The organism is Nocardia grenadensis NBRC 108939 (assembly GCF_001613445.1).
GTDB lineage: Bacteria > Actinomycetota > Actinomycetes > Mycobacteriales > Mycobacteriaceae > Nocardia > Nocardia grenadensis.
Genome location: NZ_BDCJ01000012.1, coordinates 274,401 through 291,527, shown reverse-complemented (window position 1 = coordinate 291,527; position 17,127 = coordinate 274,401). Strand labels below are relative to the sequence as shown.

Annotated in this window: 17 protein-coding genes and 1 pseudogene; 8 read left to right on the top strand and 10 right to left on the bottom strand. The window is 68.9% G+C overall.

The window, feature by feature from the left end; translation table 11 throughout:
* The 4 genes from NGR01S_RS15680 to NGR01S_RS15665 all read right to left on the bottom strand — a co-directional run bounded on the left by NGR01S_RS15680 (nucleotide 1) and on the right by NGR01S_RS15665 (nucleotide 5,171).
* The gene (locus tag NGR01S_RS15680) at nucleotides 1-414 is read right to left on the bottom strand and encodes a TIGR03668 family PPOX class F420-dependent oxidoreductase (RefSeq protein WP_174551702.1); all 414 of its coding nucleotides are present in this window, start codon (nucleotides 412-414) and stop codon (nucleotides 1-3) included.
* A 25-nt stretch (nucleotides 415-439) separates the two neighbouring features.
* Complete coding sequence (locus NGR01S_RS15675) at nucleotides 440-2,389, bottom strand: vWA domain-containing protein (protein WP_063037348.1); 1,950 nt, start codon at nucleotides 2,387-2,389, stop codon at nucleotides 440-442.
* A 28-nt stretch (nucleotides 2,390-2,417) separates the two neighbouring features.
* Nucleotides 2,418-3,815: an ATP-binding protein gene (locus tag NGR01S_RS15670; RefSeq protein WP_063037346.1), complete on the bottom strand. Its 1,398-nt coding sequence runs from the start codon at nucleotides 3,813-3,815 to the stop codon at nucleotides 2,418-2,420.
* A 312-nt stretch (nucleotides 3,816-4,127) separates the two neighbouring features.
* The gene (locus NGR01S_RS15665) at nucleotides 4,128-5,171 is read right to left on the bottom strand and encodes a nitronate monooxygenase (protein WP_063037344.1); all 1,044 of its coding nucleotides are present in this window, start codon (nucleotides 5,169-5,171) and stop codon (nucleotides 4,128-4,130) included.
* Nucleotides 5,172-5,568: 397 nt separating this feature from the next.
* Between NGR01S_RS15665 and NGR01S_RS15660 the strand changes: the two genes are divergently transcribed.
* Complete coding sequence (locus NGR01S_RS15660) at nucleotides 5,569-6,039, top strand: SRPBCC family protein (protein WP_063037342.1); 471 nt, start codon at nucleotides 5,569-5,571, stop codon at nucleotides 6,037-6,039.
* Between the two features lie 156 nt (nucleotides 6,040-6,195).
* On the opposite strand, the gene NGR01S_RS15655 is transcribed toward NGR01S_RS15660, so the two are convergent.
* The 3 genes from NGR01S_RS15655 to NGR01S_RS15645 all read right to left on the bottom strand — a co-directional run bounded on the left by NGR01S_RS15655 (nucleotide 6,196) and on the right by NGR01S_RS15645 (nucleotide 8,673).
* Nucleotides 6,196-6,630: a PPOX class F420-dependent oxidoreductase gene (locus NGR01S_RS15655; protein WP_063037340.1), complete on the bottom strand. Its 435-nt coding sequence runs from the start codon at nucleotides 6,628-6,630 to the stop codon at nucleotides 6,196-6,198.
* 59 nt (nucleotides 6,631-6,689) lie between these two features.
* Nucleotides 6,690-8,120, bottom strand: coding sequence for an MFS transporter (locus NGR01S_RS15650; RefSeq protein ID WP_063037338.1), 1,431 nt, complete (start codon nucleotides 8,118-8,120; stop codon nucleotides 6,690-6,692).
* 73 nt (nucleotides 8,121-8,193) lie between these two features.
* Nucleotides 8,194-8,673, bottom strand: a complete 480-nt coding sequence (locus tag NGR01S_RS15645) for a MarR family winged helix-turn-helix transcriptional regulator (RefSeq protein ID WP_063037336.1) — start codon at nucleotides 8,671-8,673, stop codon at nucleotides 8,194-8,196.
* Between the two features lie 149 nt (nucleotides 8,674-8,822).
* On the opposite strand from NGR01S_RS15645, the pseudogene NGR01S_RS30285 reads away from it, so the two are divergent.
* The 3 genes and pseudogenes from NGR01S_RS30285 to NGR01S_RS15635 all read left to right on the top strand — a co-directional run.
* A pseudogene (locus tag NGR01S_RS30285) lies at nucleotides 8,823-9,123 on the top strand (VOC family protein); the annotation flags it as partial.
* Nucleotides 9,124-9,173: 50 nt separating this feature from the next.
* Nucleotides 9,174-10,307: a Fic family protein gene (locus NGR01S_RS15640; protein ID WP_063037334.1), complete on the top strand. Its 1,134-nt coding sequence runs from the start codon at nucleotides 9,174-9,176 to the stop codon at nucleotides 10,305-10,307.
* A gap of 367 nt (nucleotides 10,308-10,674) precedes the next feature.
* On the top strand, nucleotides 10,675-11,955 hold the full coding sequence (locus tag NGR01S_RS15635; protein WP_063037552.1) for an MFS transporter: 1,281 nt from the start codon (nucleotides 10,675-10,677) through the stop codon (nucleotides 11,953-11,955).
* Between the two features lie 76 nt (nucleotides 11,956-12,031).
* Here the strand turns inward: NGR01S_RS15635 and NGR01S_RS15630 are convergent, their stop codons facing one another.
* On the bottom strand, nucleotides 12,032-12,727 hold the full coding sequence (locus NGR01S_RS15630) for a TetR/AcrR family transcriptional regulator (RefSeq protein WP_218020773.1): 696 nt from the start codon (nucleotides 12,725-12,727) through the stop codon (nucleotides 12,032-12,034).
* Nucleotides 12,728-12,809: 82 nt separating this feature from the next.
* Between NGR01S_RS15630 and NGR01S_RS31965 the strand changes: the two genes are divergently transcribed.
* The 3 genes from NGR01S_RS31965 to NGR01S_RS15620 all read left to right on the top strand — a co-directional run bounded on the left by NGR01S_RS31965 (nucleotide 12,810) and on the right by NGR01S_RS15620 (nucleotide 14,523).
* Nucleotides 12,810-13,373 carry an alpha/beta fold hydrolase gene (locus tag NGR01S_RS31965; RefSeq protein ID WP_218020772.1) on the top strand — a complete coding sequence of 188 codons (564 nt, stop codon included), beginning with the start codon at nucleotides 12,810-12,812 and terminating at the stop codon, nucleotides 13,371-13,373.
* A complete protein-coding gene (locus NGR01S_RS31960) occupies nucleotides 13,322-13,714 on the top strand; it encodes an alpha/beta fold hydrolase (RefSeq protein WP_218020771.1) in 393 nt (130 codons plus the stop codon). Before NGR01S_RS31965 ends, NGR01S_RS31960 begins: the two co-directional genes overlap by 52 nt.
* 209 nt (nucleotides 13,715-13,923) lie before the next feature.
* On the top strand, nucleotides 13,924-14,523 hold the full coding sequence (locus NGR01S_RS15620; RefSeq protein ID WP_063037332.1) for a hemerythrin domain-containing protein: 600 nt from the start codon (nucleotides 13,924-13,926) through the stop codon (nucleotides 14,521-14,523).
* 185 nt (nucleotides 14,524-14,708) lie between these two features.
* Here NGR01S_RS15620 and NGR01S_RS15615 read toward each other — a convergent pair whose 3' ends face one another.
* Entirely contained in the window at nucleotides 14,709-15,188 is a 480-nt protein-coding gene (locus NGR01S_RS15615) for a GNAT family N-acetyltransferase (protein ID WP_063037330.1), read from the bottom strand.
* A 320-nt stretch (nucleotides 15,189-15,508) separates the two neighbouring features.
* Between NGR01S_RS15615 and NGR01S_RS15610 the strand changes: the two genes are divergently transcribed.
* Nucleotides 15,509-15,826: a hypothetical protein gene (locus tag NGR01S_RS15610; protein ID WP_063037328.1), complete on the top strand. Its 318-nt coding sequence runs from the start codon at nucleotides 15,509-15,511 to the stop codon at nucleotides 15,824-15,826.
* Between the two features lie 178 nt (nucleotides 15,827-16,004).
* Here NGR01S_RS15610 and NGR01S_RS15605 read toward each other — a convergent pair whose 3' ends face one another.
* On the bottom strand, nucleotides 16,005-17,006 hold the full coding sequence (locus NGR01S_RS15605; RefSeq protein ID WP_063037326.1) for a BUD32 family EKC/KEOPS complex subunit: 1,002 nt from the start codon (nucleotides 17,004-17,006) through the stop codon (nucleotides 16,005-16,007).
* Between the last annotated feature and the right edge of the window lie 121 nt (nucleotides 17,007-17,127).

The following is a 17,127-nucleotide window of genomic DNA, read 5'->3' as shown; positions in this document are numbered from 1 at the left end:
TCAGCCCGCCGCCCAGCCCGACCAGCGCGCGATATCGAATGCGATGACCGGGCCGGGCGGCGGCTCCGTCACATAGGCGGGGTAGCGGGTGGTCAGGTGCGTCAGACCGTGGCGCGCCTCGTCGCCCGTCACGATGCGAGCCCGCCCGTCGGCGCGCACCCACCACAGGCGGGTCCAGTCCTCGTCGTAGAAATCGGCCAATACGGCGATTTCCGGGTTCGCCTCGATATTGGCCAGTCGGCGCAGCGCGGTGGTCGATTTCGGTTTGGCGTCGACCGCGGTGTAGACGGTATCGCCGGCCAGCGCGAAAACGATCGGGACGAGATGCGGTGTGCCCGAAGTGGTCACGGTCGCGAGCCGCGCAACCCGGGCCGCGGCGAAGCGTGTCCGCGCCCGATCACGGTCCAGCCGCATACCCACACCTCTCCCGGTCCGGCACTCAGCGCCGGCCGCGCAGATAGTCGCTGACCACCGCGGCGCCGAGCCCGTCCAGGTCGGGAGCCACCACCCGGCCACCGCCGCGCCGAGCCACCAGATCCACGAACGCGGCCAGCCGTGGTTCCTCACCCAGCATGAACACCGAGATCGAGGCGCCCAGCCGCGCCAGCGAATCCACCTGGGTCATGGTGACGGCCAGGGTGCGCCGGTCCGGCGGCCAATTGAAGTAGGAGGTGCCGTCCGGCTCCAGGTGCGCGGTCGGCTCCCCATCGGTCACCACCAGCACCACCGGTACCGCGTCGGGATGTCGGCGCAGTTGCCGGCCGGCCAGCAGCAGCGCGTGGTGCAGATTCGTCCCCTGCTCCCAGACCGGTTCCAGTCCGGTCAGTTCCGCTATGTCCACGGTGCCCGCGTGGCGGCCGAAGGTGATCAGCTCCAGAGCGTCGGACCGGAACCGGGTGCTGATCAGGTGCTGTAGGGCCAGCGCCGTGCGCTTCATCGGCACCCAGCGCCCGTCCTGCACCATCGACCACGAGGTGTCGACGCACAGCGCGACCGCCGCCCGCGAGCGCTGTTCGGTCTCGGCGATCTCCACATCCGCCACATCCAGGGATACCGCCCCGCTTCCGGTGGACGCCGAGCGCAATACCGCGTTGCGCACCGTACGCGAGACATCCCACGGCTCGGTATCGCCGAACTGCCACGCCCGGCTCGCGCCGGTCGGTTCCCCGGCCGCCCCGGCGAGCGCGGTTTCCCGCTGCCCCTTGCGGCTGCGCAATTTACCGACGATATCCCGGAGCGCGACCTCCCCGAGCCGGCGCAGCGCCTTCGGAGTCAGCCGCAGGGAGCCGTCGGGGGTCCGCTCGAACAGGCCCTGGCGACGCAGTTCCCGTTCCAGCTCGGCCAGCCGGGCCGCGTCCACCCGGGCGTCGGCGCCGAGCTGACGCTCCAGCGCCTCCAGGTCGATATCCTCCAGCCGCGCACCGGGATAGGACTGGGCGAGCTGGGCGGCGAGTTCGTCGAGTTCGCCCAGATCCTGCATGGCCGCCACGGCCTCGCCCATCCCCAGCGGGTCCTGACCGCGGAAACGCCGCGCCGACTCCCAATCCTGTCCGGGACGTAGCGCACGCAGATTCGCGTCCAGGTCGGCGATCTGCTGGGCTATCCGTGCATCCCCGAAGGCCTGCCCGATCAGCTCGTTCAGTTCGTCCCGCTGTTGCGCCGACATCGAATTCATCATCCGCTGCGCCGCCGCGGCCCGCGCGGCCAGCGCGTCGATCAACTCCTCGGTATCACGCGGATTCTCCGGGAAGAACTCGCCGTGTTCGTTCATGAACTCGACGAACCGCTCGGTGGTGTCCTCCCCGCGGGCGTGGGCCGCGAGCAGCTCGTTGAGGTCCGACATCATCTGCCGGACCCGCTCCACATCCTGCGGCGTCGCGTCCCGCAGCGCCCGTTTCATACCCTGGAAACGGGATTCCAGCAGTTCCTCGCCGAGCAGGTCACGAATCTTCTGATAGTTCTCCCGGCCGGTTTCCGAACGCCAGGAGTATTCGCTCAGTTCGTTCACCGCTTTCGCGATGCTCGACGGGAGCGCCTCCAATTGCATTTCGGCGAAGCGCGCGTCGTCGGACGGGTCCGGGAACAGCGCGCGCCGCTCCGCGTCCAAAGCCCGGTCCAGCAGCTCCCGGACCTGCTGCAGGGTGCCGTCCAGGCGGTGGGAGCGCGAGATCTCCGCCCGCTTCTCCCACAGGCGACGGGTCAGTTCTTCCAGTCCGGGCATACCGGATGTTCCCCGCCGCAACAGCTCCTCGAGCGCCGAACGCGGCGAGGAACCCTCCATCACCTCGCGCCCGATCTCCGCCAGCGCCTCGCGCAGATCCAGCGGAGGCGCCAGCGGATCGGGCCCTTCGTGATAAGGCCCATAGGAATATCGGTCCGCGGCTGTCATCACACCTCTTCGAAACCGGGTGTCGCGGTCATCCGCCGTACACCGCGCTGCCCTCGGCGTCGGAGTCCTTGGCCACCTGGCGCGCCAGATACAGGGACTCCAGGGCGAATTCGACGGCCGCGGCGATCCGCTGTGGCGGATCACCCGCCGCCACGCCGAGTCGCAGCGCCACCTCGTGCAGGACGGGAAGCTCCGGTAGCGCGGACAGGACCTGCGCACCGGGTACCCGTTCACCCGTGGTCACCAGATGTCCCTCGTCCACGGCGTCGGCCAGCGGCCGCAGATCCAATCCGCCGAGCCGCTCCCGCGCGGTATCGGCGAAGGCACGCCGCAGCATATGGGTGAGATGCTCCTGTTCGCGACCCTCCTCGCCGGATTCGAACTCCAGCTTCCCGCGCAGCACGGCCGGCACCGATTCCAGGTCGACCGGCCGGGCCACCGCGGGGTTCTCCCCGGTCAGCGCGGATCGCCGCAGGGCGGCCGCGGCCACGGTCTCCGCGGCCGCCACCGCGAACCGGGCCGAAACTCCGGAGCGCTGATCGATGGCCGGGGATTCGCGCAGCCGCCGAACGAACCGGGCCAGCACCTCGATCAGCGGGTCACCCACCTCGGCGACCAGCTCGGCTTCCTGCCGCACCAGCGCCATCTCGGCCTCGACGGTCAGCGGATAGTGCGTCCGGATCTCGGCGCCGAAGCGGTCCTTCAACGGGGTGATGATCCGGCCGCGGTTGGTGTAATCCTCGGGGTTGGCGGTCGCCACCAGCACCACATCCAGCGGTAGCCGCAGCGTATAGCCGCGCACCTGGATATCACGCTCCTCCATGACGTTCAGCAGCGCGACCTGGATACGTTCGGCGAGGTCGGGCAGTTCGTTGACGGCCACGATGCCCCGGTGCGCCCGCGGCACCAGGCCGAAGTGGATGGTTTCCGGATCGCCGAGGCTGCGACCCTCGGCAACCTTCACCGGATCGACATCGCCGATCAGGTCGCCCACCGAGGTATCGGGGGTGGCGAGCTTTTCGGCATAACGCTCGCTACGGTGCCGCCACGTCACGGGTAGGTCGTCACCGAGTTCGGCCGCCAGCCGCCGGCCCTGCGGACTGATCGGTTCCAGCGGGTGTTCGCCCATCTCGGCGCCCGCGATCACCGGGGTCCATTCGTCGAGCAGTTCGACAACGGTCCGCAGTAGCCGGGTCTTGCCCTGGCCCCGCTCGCCCAGCAGCACCACATCGTGACCCGCCAGCAGCGCGCGCTCCAGCTGTGGCAGTACGGTCCGCTCGAAGCCGACGATCCCGGGCCACGGACCCTCCCCCGAGGCCAGCCGGGCCAGCAGATTCTCCCGGATCTCGGCTTTCACACTCCGCGGCGCGTACCCGGCCGCCCGCAACGCGCCCGCGGTGGCGGGCAGCTCTGATGACGCAGTCACCTCATCGACGCTACGACGATTTCCTCCATCGGTCGACAGATGGCACGCCGTATTCGCCGCTCGGCGTAGGTTCGCGGGCAGTCCGGGGCGTCAGGCGACCTCGGAGCCCAGCCGCTGCCGCAGTGTGTCGAGACCGTCTCCGTGCAGGTCGGCGGCCGCGACACCGCGCGCCGAGGCGATGAGCAGCAGTGACAGCGGCGGACCGCGCATCTGCGGCCCCGGACCCCGCGGTGAACTCGGCGTCGTCGGACACCGGCGTGAGCCCGGCAACTGTCGATCCTCGGTCGCCTACGACCTTTCGACCGCCGACGATCAGTCGTGTGCCGCGCCCGACAGCCGTGCCTCGTCCCAGAGTCGCCGCAGGATCGTCCCCGCCGGATCCGGCGCCGCCTTGCGGAAGCCCGTACCCGCCCAGAGCGCCATATCCTCCGCGCCGTCCCGCTCGGCCGCGGCCGCCCGAATAGCGCTGGTGAGGTGGTGGATCTGCGGGTACGCGGCGGGCGCCGTGCCGTACTCGGCGATGAAATCGTTGGCCAGCCCGCGAGCGGGGCGGCCGGAGAATACGCGCGTCACGACCGTCCGGTCGAACCGCGGATCCGCGAGGGCGTTCTTGTGCGCGGCCTTGGCGCCGGATTCGGCGCTGCGCAGGAACGCCGTACCCAGTTGCGCGGCGACCGCCCCGTGCGCGAGTACCTCCACGATCCGCGCCCCGTCGGAGATACCGCCCGCCGCGACCACCGGTAGCGGACACCACGCGGTGATCTCGTCGAGCAGGTCGGTCAGCGAGGCCGTGCCCGGCTCGTCCTCGACCCGGAAGGTGCCCCGATGGCCGCCGCTCTCGGGCCCCTGCAGGCAGAGCGCGTCGACGCCCACCTCCACCGCGGCCCGGGCCTCGTCCGGGCCGGTCACGGTCGCGACCACCGCTGCTCCCGCCGCACGCAGCCGCCGCACGGTGTCCACCGGCGGCAGGCCGAAGGTCAGTGAGACCACCGGCACCCGCTGTTCGACGACCAGATCCACCTTCTCGTCGAACCGGTCGTCGTCGAACTCCCGGACGGCGGGTACCTCGAGTCCGTACTGCCGGGCCGTCGTCCGCAGCCTGTCCCGGTACTGCTCCACCGCCGCGGCATCGTAGGAGGCGCGCTGCGGCACGAAGAGGTTCACCCCGAACGCCGCGTCCGTACCGGCCCGTACCCGGCGGATCTGCTCGGCCACCGCCCCGGGTGTCTTGTACCCGGCTGCCAGAAAACCCAGTCCGCCCGCTTCCCCCACGCTCACCACCAGCTCGGGCGTCGACGGCCCACCCGCCATCGGCGCCGCCACGATCGGCACAGCGAGATCTCCGAATCCGAACACGATCCACCTCCACGGTCGATACCGAATCGAACGGTTCCCAGCCTCCTCACCGGCCGGCGCCGGGCGATCACCGGGTGGCCCCGCTGTTCCCTGCGTCACGGCCTCCTCCGCCGCGGGGTCCTCATCTCACAAGGTGACGATCGGTAGTTGCTGAACACCGCCCACACATCGTGGTACCGGGTGCCGTGGCAGGCCGCCGGATTCGGGTTCGTGGTGCCGCCCCTTCCTCCCTGGTGCACGGGACGTCCGGCGCGCCGGGCCGGGAGCCGGCACACGGGAATCGCCCGAAACGGGTGAACCGTGGCAGCCGTGCACGGCGGTCTGCGCAAGGCATAATTCCGGTGACCGTGGCGCATTCCCGTGACGTCGCGCCTCCCTTCCCGCAGGAGAAGAGGGTATGTCCGACTCGAGTACGTACCTCGTAGAACGCGCGACCAGGATAGCCGCGCCGGAGCCCCGGATCCGCGCCCTCATCGACGACTTCCACCACTGGCGCGATTGGTCGCCCTGGGAGGACGCCGATCCCGATCTGCGGCGCACCTACTCCGGTCCGGGGTCGGGAGTGGGCGCCCGCTACGACTGGGAGGGCAACCGGAAGGCGGGCGCCGGGACGATGACGATCACCGCCTCCGAGCCCGGCCGGGTCGAGCTCGACCTGGCCTTCCGCAAACCGTTCGAGAGCCACAACGAGGTGACCTTCCTCTTGGTGCCTTCCGGGGAGACCACCACAGTGACGTGGCGGATGACCGGCCGCAAGAACCTGTTCTTCAAAGTGGTCGGTTTCCTGTTCCCCATGGACCGCTTCATCGGCCCGGATTTCGAAAAGGGGCTGGTGCGGTTGAAGGGACGGGCCGAGGCCGGGATCTGAACCCGGCACGTTCGGGCCGCGGCGGAAGCCGGAACGAGGAACAGCGGCGCGGTCGCGTCGAGTTCCTCGCGACCGCGCTGCCGGATCGGCGTGTCCGGCCGATCCGGTTCACCGGGCCGTCCGGCCGTCGGGTTTCGACGGGTCCGACCGATTCGGTCACCCGGCCGATCGGCCGGCGTCGGATTTCGAGGGGTCCGGCGCGGAGAAACCGGTGACCCGTTCGGGTGTCACGCGGACGATGAACCGGCGGATGGTGTCAGGCTCCGGCGGCGGCTGTTCGCCGAGATACTTCCGGGACAGTCGCAACGGTAGCGATTTGCCCGGATCCTCGATCAGTTCGGCGGTGCCCTGGATATCCACTGAGCGGTACGGGTTCGTGGCATCCAGAACGGTGAGCGAGATCCGCGGATCGCGCGCCAGATTGCGCACCTTGCGGCGGGTGGTCGTCGAACTGAACAGGATGGAGTCGCCCTCCCGGTCCATCCAGACCACCGAGGTCTGGGGGCGGCCGTCCGGGTCGATCGTCGCCACGGTGGCGAAATTCTTCCCGTCCAGCAGGCGGCGGGCCTCGGCGGGCAATTCGATCGTCATATCGGTTCCTTCGTGTCGTTCCGGTTCGGTCGGATATCGGTGCGGGATCGGAGCCGGGGTCAGGAACGAGCCGCGGCGGGCGCGTTGACCGGGAGGGCGGCCGTCGGGGCCGGGCGCAGCACGGTGACCGCCACTGTCAGTGCGGCCACCAGCAGACCGGCGGCGACGGCGAAGGCGGTGCGGTATCCGCCGGTCGATGCCTCGGCATCGGAGGCACCGGCCGCCGCCAGGGCGCCGGTGCGGGAGGCGGCGAGGGTGGTCAGTACGGCGACGCCGAGCGCCATACCGATCTGCTGGGTGGTGTTGAACAGACCGGAGATCAGCCCCGCGTCATCGGCCGCGGCACCGGACATGCCGAGCGCGGTGAGTGCCGGGAGCACCAGCCCGAATCCGGCGATCAGCGCCATCACCGGCAGCAGGTCGACCGGGTAGGAGGCATGCACCGGCACACTCGCGAGCCGGATCATGGCGGCCAACAGGAGCAGCAGGCCCGCGATCAGCACGGCGCGCTCACCGAAGCGGAGGGTGAGGCGGGCCGAGACGAACAGCGCCACCCCGCCGATCGCCACGGCCGCCGGCAACATGGCCAGCCCGGTCTCCAGCGCCGCGTAACCGAGGACCCGCTGGAGATACAGCGCCAGCAGCACTTGGAAGGCGAACATGGCCGAAACCGTCAGCATCTGCACGAGATTCGCCCCGGCTACAGCCCGCGAACGGAAGATCCGCAGTGGCAGCAGCGGGTCGGCGACCCGGGATTGCCGGATGACGAACGCGGCCAGCAGTACCAGCGATACGGCCGCGAGGGCGAGCGTGCGCGGCGAAGTCCCGCCGTGGCTCTCGATCCCGACCACCGTGTAGATACCCAGCATCAGCCCGGCGGTGACCAGGGTGGCGCCGAGCAGATCCGCCCGGCGCACACCGCCCTCGGCCCGATCCGCCGGCAGCACCGCGAACGCCAGGGCCACCGTGGCCAGCCCGATCGGCACATTGATCAGGAAGATCCAGTGCCAGCCGAAGGTGTCGGTCAGCACCCCGCCCAGTACCTGGCCGATCGCGGCACCGGCGGCGCCGGTGAAACCGAAGACCCCGATGGCGACTTTGCGCTGCCGGTTGTCGGTGAACAGGGTGACCAGAATGCCCAGCGCGACGCCGGAGGCGAATGCGCTGCCCACGCCCTGGAGGAAGCGGGCGCCGATAAGCAATGCGGGGGTGGTGGCCGCCCCGGCGACAAGGGAGGCCGCGGTGAACACCGCGTTCCCGACCAGGAATATCGTCTTGCGGCCGAGCAGATCGCCGAGGCGTCCGCCCAGCAGCAGTAGCCCGCCTAAGGCGATCAGGTAGGCGTTGACCGTCCAGCTCAATCCGGCCGAGCCGAATCCCAGATCACGCTGGATCTCCGGGAGCGCCACGGTGACGATGCTGCCGTCCAGGACGGTCATCAGGGTGGCTGCCGACAGCACGGCGAGGGCGAGACGTGCGTGGGTACTCATGGTGTTCTCCTGTCCGGAACCCGACAGGAGAGACTGTAATAGATAGTTTTGTTGCAGACAATCTATTGGAGATCTATTGCCGCGCGCGGCGCGCCGTCGACGGCGCTTCCACCACCTCGGCGAGATACCCCTCGGTCAGATTCCGCAACGCACGCACCAGAACCTCCCGCTCCCCCGCCGGCAGCGAGCCGAGTGTCGCGCTGTGCACCCCGTCGACGATCCGCTGACTGCGCTCGGCGACCTCCCGCCCCTTATCGGTGACGGCGATGATGCGGGCCCGCCGGTCCGCCGCGGACGGCCGCCGTTCGGCGAGCCCGGCCCGCTCCAGCGCGTCGACGGTGACCACCATCGTGGTCTTGTCCATATCCCCGATCGCCGCGAGTTGCGCCTGGGTCCGCTCCTCCTCCAGGGCGTGCACGAGCACGCAGTGCATGCGGGCGGTGAGTCCGATCTCCGCCAGCGCCGCCGCCATTCGGGTGCGCAGGACGTGACTGGTGCGGTCGAGCAGGAACGACAGGTCCGGTTCGGCGCGGACGGGAGCCATTGCGGTCATACCTTCATGATAGTTCCGTTGCAGACTTTCTACGGCAGCTGAAGATCACCGCTCCGAAGGGCGCTTTCCGATCATCCGTTCCGGCCTTCCGGACAGGGGCGACCGACCTCCGGGCCGGGTGCGGAACATGCCGCGGCAGCCACCCTGCTGTCCTGGAACCCGACGCCCACCCGACCGCCAAACCCCTCGAGAACGCGCTGGTAGAGGACGGAATCCCGTTCACCTCCGCGCGGTCGACGATATCCACGCCGAGCACGAGAGACTGCAAGCGCTAGGCGTGCGCTTCACCCAGACCCGGTGGACCACGGGCCGGTGACCACCGCGGTCCTCGACGACACCTGCGGCAACCTCATCCAGATCGCCGAGCACAAGGACCGACTTCCCGGCGGCGGTACGCAGGCGGGATTTACTGCCTGTGGGCACCGGACGCCCTACGCCGCGCCACGGTAGCCGACATACTCGGGTGCGGAACTGGCCACTCGGCAGGTCGAGGAGAAGAAGTGCAGACGAGTACTGTTCTCGCGGACCTCTTGCGGAAACAAGTACTGCCCGAGGTCGGCCGGCCGGTCGCGGACGCAGCGGACTACACGGCGACGGAGATACGCAGAGTGGGCGGCACACTCAACAATGAAGTGGCGCCACGCACCCTGGGAGCCGATGCGGAGGGCGCCCGCCTTGTCGGACACGCGAGCACCGACGACCCGGCCGCTGCCGGCCTCGACGACGTGACCGCGGTGATCGAACAGCGATCGGCCGAACTGGGCTTGCGTTCGGCAGCAGAGCGCGCGCTGGAATCGAGCCTGCTCATCGACGAACCACTGCACCGAATGGCCCTGATCCGCGACCAACCACACCCGGAACTACTATTCGGCGACGGTGAATGGGCCGGCTACCTGGACGCCCGCGCGTTCGCCCGGCGGCACGGCTCCGGGGAGCTGTCCATATCATTCCTCACCGAACTCCACCAGCGCCTGGCGCGCTTCTCCCCCGACGGGGCCGGCGGAGTCTTCGCCGATCGCGAGCGCTGGGGTACCCAGAGCCGTCGGCTCACCGACGAGGAGATCGCGCAGCTCGAGGCGAACCCGCACCTGGAATACCTGCCACCGGGCACCGGTGGCTTCCTCCTCGACGGCGGCTTGAGATACCTCATTTCGACACCGGACGCCGCGCGGGCGAAACTCGAATCCCTGTGCGACTGGTATCGGAATGTCCGGGGCGGGGCCGGTTTCGATCCCTATGCCCTCGCCGCCGAACTCCAGCAGCGCGCGGTATCGATCCACCCCTGGCAGGACTACAACGGCCGGTTCTCCCGCCTGCTGATGAACTGGTCGCTCGAATGCGACGGCCTGTCCCCGGCCGCGCTGCACGATTTCGACAAGGACGTCTTCTCCACCACATCGGATTGGGCGGACGCGGTACGAACCGGCAGCCAAGATTTCGCGGTGCGGGCACATCGGCTGGAAACCGGTGCGGGCGAGATGGAACCGGTCGAATTGTTCGACCTGGACGGAGATTACGAACACTACCGTGCGCTCGGCCGGTCCACGGCCCCGTTCGACTGCGGCGACCACCAGGATATCGAGGGCTGCCGCAGGCAACTCGACCAATTGCGCGCGACGCCCCGGGATTCCTAGCGAGAGCGTAGAGCGCCGACGCCTCGCCGCCCCCGACCATCACGACCGGCTACGCGTCGTACCCGTATCCGACGGCCGGGCGACTTCCGCCGCCAGGGCCGTGCTTCGAGCGGCCGGCGGGACGATCGCGTGCGATCCGCGATCGCGGGCCGGGATCCAGCCTGTCTTCGCCTCCGGACGGACGCCGACACGACGCGGCGACCGCGCGCGGGCAGCAGCACCGGGGACTGCGGGCCGGATCAGGACTTGCGACCGACCCCGGCGTAGCCGGGCACCTTCGTGTCCATCGACTTACGGAGGCCGCGCGAGGATCGCGCCGGTGCACGCCCCGGCGCCGGCGGTGGCGGAGTTCTGCCAGGATGACCGCATGAGAACCATGGCCCGCTCCGGCACGATCTCCGCCGGGACTCTGGTTCTGCTGGCCGCCCTGTATTTCGCGCAGGGGCTGCCGTACGGGTTCTTCACCCAGGCGCTGCCGGTGGTCCTCCGCGAATCCGGGTTCTCGCTGATCGAGATCAGCGCCACCGGAATCCTGTTCGCACCGTGGGCGCTGAAATTCCTGTGGGCGCCCTACGTCGACCATTACGGCACCCGCCGGCAGTGGCTGCTGACCCTGCAACTCGCCGCGTCGGCGGTGACGCTCGGCCTCGCCTGCCTGGACCTGTCGGCCTCCCTGCGCTGGCTGCTGGTGGGCATCGCGGTGGTCAACGCGATATCGGCGACCCAGGACGTCGCCACCGACGGGCTCGCCGTCCAACTTCTCGGTCCTCGGCAGCGCGGCCTGGGCAACGGTATCCAGGTCGGCGCGTACCGGATCGGCATGATCGTCGGTGGCGGCGCGCTGCTCTGGCTCTTCGCGCTCGCGGGGTGGCGCGTCCTGTTCGTCGTGATGTCGCTTCTGCTGCTGCTCACGGCGATTCCGGTGTGGTGGTCACCGCGGACCACGATCCGCAGTACATCGGAGAAGGCGCCGTCGAGCCCGGGCCGGTTGCCGATCGGATGGTGGCAGCGGCTGCGTCGGCCGGGCATGCTCGCGTTCATCCTGCTCATCGGCGGCTTCAAATTCGGCGATTCGATGGGTTCGGCGATGGTCGGCCCGTTCATGTCCGACACCGGACTCACCCTTGGGCAGATCGCCCTGGTCAAAGGGGTCCTGTCCTCCGCCGGCGCGCTCGCGGGCGCGGCCCTGGGCGGCTGGCTGTGCTATCGGCACGGCCGGCGACGCGCCCTGCTGATCGGCGGTGTCACACAGACCCTGAGCCTGGCTCTGTACCTGCTCGCCGCACTGGGCATCGGCGGCTTCGAGTTGATCGTCACCGCGAGCCTGGCCGAACACATCCTCGGCGGCGCCGCGACCGTGGCGGTGTTCACCCTCATGATGGACGCCGCCGATCCCGACCATGCCGGCAGCGACTACACACTGCTGGCCTGCGCGATTGTGGTGGTACAGGGTATCGCGGGGTTCGCGGCGGGGACGGTCGGTGAACTGCTCGGGTATCCGGCACTGTTCGGGTCGAGCCTGGTGCTGTCGGGAATCGGCTGCGCGGTGTTGCTCATCGCGACGGACCGGGGCGCGGGGCCGGCGGGGGTACACGCGGTGTGGGCAGCACACGGTCGCCGCCCGATCGAGCAGAGCCCGGCCCGCTGACCGCACGTACGAGAGAACCATTCACAGTCCAACCTCACCGCGGCTCACGCCGCCGCCGGAACTCGGGGCGCCCAGTTCAGTTCGCTGCCAGCAGACCCGTGAGCACTCGGCCCAGTAAGAGTTCGAAAAGGTCACCCGGATGCTCCGCGTCACGGTTCGAGGCGGCGAGCGCTGCCGCCAGATACGGATGACCGCCCGCCTCGGCGGCCCTGTGCACATACGCCACCTGGGCGGTACGGCGCGATTTGTTCGCGGTCCACTCGGCGAACTCGGCGCGAGCGAACTGCTGGGCGAGCGCGTTCAGTACCGCGACTGTTTGCAGTTTCACCTGTTCGGACACATCGACGGAGGCCATTGCCCGGAGCGCGTACTCGAGATAGTCGATACCGCGCGGGCCGAGGCGTAACGGCTCGACCGGAATATCGGCCAGCCACGGATATTTCAGGTACACATTCTTCGCCCGGACGCCCAGTGCGGTGAGGTCGTCGATCACCGCGCCGGTCAGCGCCACCCCGAAGTCCATCTCGCCGGCGGCGACGTCGGCCATGAGGTCGAGTACATCGTCCCGGCCGGATACGTAGCGATACAACGCCGATTGGCTCACCCCGAGCCGCTGCGCGATCCGGCGCGTGGACACAGCGGCCAACCCGCCCTGCCCGGCGAGTTCGATGGCGGCGGCCGCGAGTTCCTCCCGGCTGTGCGCGGGGGCGGGTCCGCGCCTGCCGTCGGATCGCTCCCAGACCGTCAGGTCGGTCTTCCCGGACTGTGCCACTCGCCCTACCCCTCTGTTCAACGGCGCCTGCCAGGCCCTATTCTAAACTGCGTTCAGTGAACACTTTTATGGGAGGTACCGAATGCCGGCACAAGGAGCCTGGGAACCGCGAGGCTGGGCGCGGAACGGCGCGGTACGCCTCGCGTTCGACCGGTACATGCCGGAGCGAGGCGGGGAACCGCTGCTGATCGCCACCGGGCTGGGTGCGAACCGGCACTGGATCCCCGACGGATTCTGCGAGCAACTGACCGAACACGGTTTCGCCGTGGCGCGATACGACCAGCGCGACGGCGGCGAATCCACCCACCTGCCGCCGACGGCCGTACGAAACCCCATCACGGCGCTGCTCACCCGGCGCGGTGCGAACTACACCGCCGAAGACATGACGGACGACGCGGTCGCGGTGCTCGACGAACTGGGCTGGCACTCGGCACATGTACTCGGGGTATCCCTCGGCGGCGCGGTGGTGCAGCGCCTCGCCCTCCGGCACCCCGGCCGGGTGCGGTCACCTCGGCCGACGCTGTCCCCGGCGACGTCACCGGACTGCGCGCCCTCCGCTATATCCGGTTGCGCACCCTCGCGAAATTCGCCCGGGTGCAGTTCCCCGACACCCCGGACGGCGCGATCGACGCAGGCGTCACGGTAGCGAAACTGCTCGCCTCACCGCGCCACGAGTTCGACGAAGCCGCTGTACGAGCGCGGTTGGCAGCCCGGCCGGACAGCGGAATCCACGACGCGCAGGCCCAGAGCCGGCAGATCGGGGCACAGTGGAGCGGCCCGCCGATCACCGAGATCACCCGGCCCACCCTGGTAGTGCACGGCGAAGACGACCCCCTCATCAAGCCCGGCACCGCACGTGCCATCGCGTCCCGCATACCCGGCGCTCGTCTGCTCGTACTTCCCGGAATGGGGCACGACCTGCCCGAACACGCGTGGAAGCCGCTCGCCGAGGCAGTCCGCGAGCTGGCGGACGGGAGCGCAGGATGAATTCGGCCGAACCGCGCACGGCCACCGACGCCCGGACCGCGCTCTCGTGCTCGATCTTCGGGCGGACGCGAGGCAGCCGCCGGTACGTTGGCAGCCGGGCAGCCCGGCAGTGCGTTATCGTCGGCACCCCGATGGACACACCGACTGTCCGGGAGACATCGCGTCCTGATGTTCGATACCGACCCGATACGCGGTAGCAGGGAGGGATTGTGGACATAACCCAGCTGATCCTCGACGACCACCACGAGCAGCGGCGGCTCTTCGCGATCCTGGAACAGATCGATCGCCGGGAGACCGGCGTGCTCTCCGCGATCTGGAACAGGCTGGCGGCCTTCCTCGAACTCCACGCGCAGGCGGAGGAGGAGATCTTCTATCCCGCGCTCCTCCAGGTGGGTATCGCGGCCCGGCGCACGGCCGGAGTGGAGGCGGAGACCATCGACGCTGTCCACGACCACAACGACATCAGGGACGCGGTCGCCGAAGTGGCACGTCATCGGGTCGGCAGCGATGACTGGTACACGGCCGTGGCGGCGGCGAACACGGCCAACAGCGACCATATGGCCGAGGAAGAGCGCGAGGGCCTGACCGATTTCCGCCGTCTGTCGGGGTTGTCGCATCGCCATCGCCTGGCCGTCGCCTTCGCCGCGTACGAGGCGCGGAACTACGCGGGCGTCCGCCCGGTCGACAAGGATCCCGTCGGCTATGTCCGCACAGCGGAGAAAGAGCTGCGGACCACCCCGAGCGGATCCCTGAGTGTCGGCACCCTGAAGCGTGCCCGCCCTCGCGACGCGGACTCTCCGGCCGGCTGAGCCGCAGGTTCCGGCAATGACGACTCGGCGATGCCGGCGTCGAAGATCAGAATCCGCATTGCCGTGCCTCGCGTTCTCGGGCGCGGATCGGCGAACGGGTGACGATCCGCGGCACTACTCCGCGCGGCTGCCACGACCTGTGTCTTGAAGAAACGTCAGCGGCTCGGGCAGCGATCGCCCCGGCTTCACTCTTCCAGGGTCATATGCAGTAGCGGATACGGCCTTCCCGCTTCGTCGTGGTCACTGCGTCCGGCGACCACGAACCCACGCCGCGTATAGAAGCGCACCGCCTGTTCATTCTGTTCGTTCACGTCGACCCGCCGCACCCCCTGTTCGCGGACCGCGTGTGCGAGCAACTCGCTTCCGGCACCGCACCCCCGGGCGTCGGCCGCAACGAAAAGCATTTCGAGGCTGTCGCCGGCCGTCCCGGAAAAAGCGACCACTCTTCCGTCGACCTCCATGACCGTGAGCCGGACCTGGGGAAAGTACGTATCGATCAACCGACTCTCGATGTCCACGCGGTCGTCTTCCGCCAGAAAGTGGTGGGTCGCCACCACCGCACCGCGCCACACATCGACCAAACGGCCGTACTCGGCCGCACCGAGACAGTCACGCAGGCGTGATCGTGGCGACGGGCTCGTCTCCGCTCGCAGGCTTTCATCCATACCGGAACTCCATCACGTCGCTGCCGGCCGGTACCACGCCGCCGTCGGCCACGACGTGGTCCTGCCTGTCTCTCCGACCTTGCCCGCCGCCCTTCGCCGCAGCCATGGATACCGCCACGAACGCGGGCTCGCAGCGGCGACCACGTCGGCCGCGCCGCACCCGCGGCCGGAGTCTTGCGTTCGCCGAGCGATATCCAGCGGCGGCACGGGGTGCATTCGGCCTTGTCAGCGATCCGATGGTTAACGTTATGAACGGTTCGGGTAACAAGCGCGATTCCTGTGCGATGTGTTCATACAACATCAAACCAGGAGGTTCGACAATGCTCTCTGCGAAGCGACTTGCGGCCGGTGCCGTTGTGGCCGGCGCGACCGCGGCCACCGTGCTCGCCGGTGGTGGCGTGGCCCGGGCCGACGTACCAGTGGGGCAGGCGAACTGTCACGTCTACAACGTTTTCAATACCGGCGGGATGGCCAATTGCGAGCTGCCGACCTGGCACCAGGTGAAACTCACCTGCGTCGCGTGGCCGGTTCCGTTCACCTACTGGAAGTACGGCCCGGTGCAGTACGGGCAGAACCAGTCCTGGGCCAGTTGCGACTCGTTCAACGCACTGACGAGGATCGAGGTCATCCAGGCCTGAAACACAGAACGGCCCGCGGCACCCACTCTCCCGAGCACGCCGCCCCCCCGCTGCCGCAGCGAACGCTTTGAACCTACGACCGCTCCCACCGATTCTCCCGATGGAGATCAGTAGGGGCCGGGACAGCAGCGGGCGCCCGCTCAGCAATTATCGCGCAAGCGAGCGGCACCGACCCGGCCTACCCGCCCGGGTATTCCGCGTAGATATCACCACCAAACAATTTTCGGTAGAAGGCGTTCATCCGCGCGGCGGCAGGTGCGTGGCGGGTCAGGATCGAGGCCACCACCGGCGACACGTCGTCCGGGATGTGGCCGGCGGCGCATCGAAGTACGTACTCGTTACGGGCGGCAGGGCCACCGTCGGCCGCCGATATCCCACAGACATCGCTCACCAACCAGTTGACCAGTCGCATTGCGGCGTAGCAGGCGTCATGAGTGGCATGGCTTTCGGCGAAGTCACGTTCGGCCGGCGACAGCTCGAAACGCGGCGAGGTAGCAAGTCCGAAATCGGTGAGATAGATCCGCTGCCCGTCGGTGCGCATGTTGCCGAAGTGGCCGTCCATGTGCAGTAGCTGACGATCACGCAGGAATGTCACGATCTCCGAGAATTGCTGTTCGACCGTGGCGGCCTTGCCTTCCGGGTGCTCGCGCAGCCAGTCCGGCAACGGCCGCGGGATGTATTCGCAGAACAGCACGAGGCTCGACGCTGCGGCGGCCAGTGCTTCGAGACGCGCACGCACAGCCGGGCACCCGTCATAGGCGGCGACCACAGAATCTACGTCGGCGTGTTCGGCGGCGATCGGCGAGCGGCCGGGGAGCACCCGCCAGTGGTAGAGCATCGGGAACGATTGTGTCCCACCGGCCAGAACACCCTCGGTGACGAGGATGTTCGCGGCCAGCTCGCGCCAGGCGTTGAAACTCGGGCCGGCGATACCGTATTGGCAGAACACCGGCAGGCCGAACAGATTCGCGGTGGAGCCGCGGTGCGCGAGTTCCCGGTCGGTCAGCGGGATCCGCTTGGTGAACACCGGCACGCCGTCGATGTCGAGGACTGCCGAACCCCCACCCACTCCTATGGTATCGGTCTGCCCCGTTTCCATGAGCGCGGCAAGTTCGATGTCGCTGCGAGCGGCCAGATGAGCCGAAAGTTCCTGATAACGGACGCTCCTGGCAGCTGTCATCGTATAATCCTGGCACCGTTCGATGGATGATCACCGGCAGTCGGCCGGGCGATTACGGCCCACTCGCATATCCGCACTTGCCGCGTACCGCGCTACGGGACCGATGCGCCGCGACCGGCTC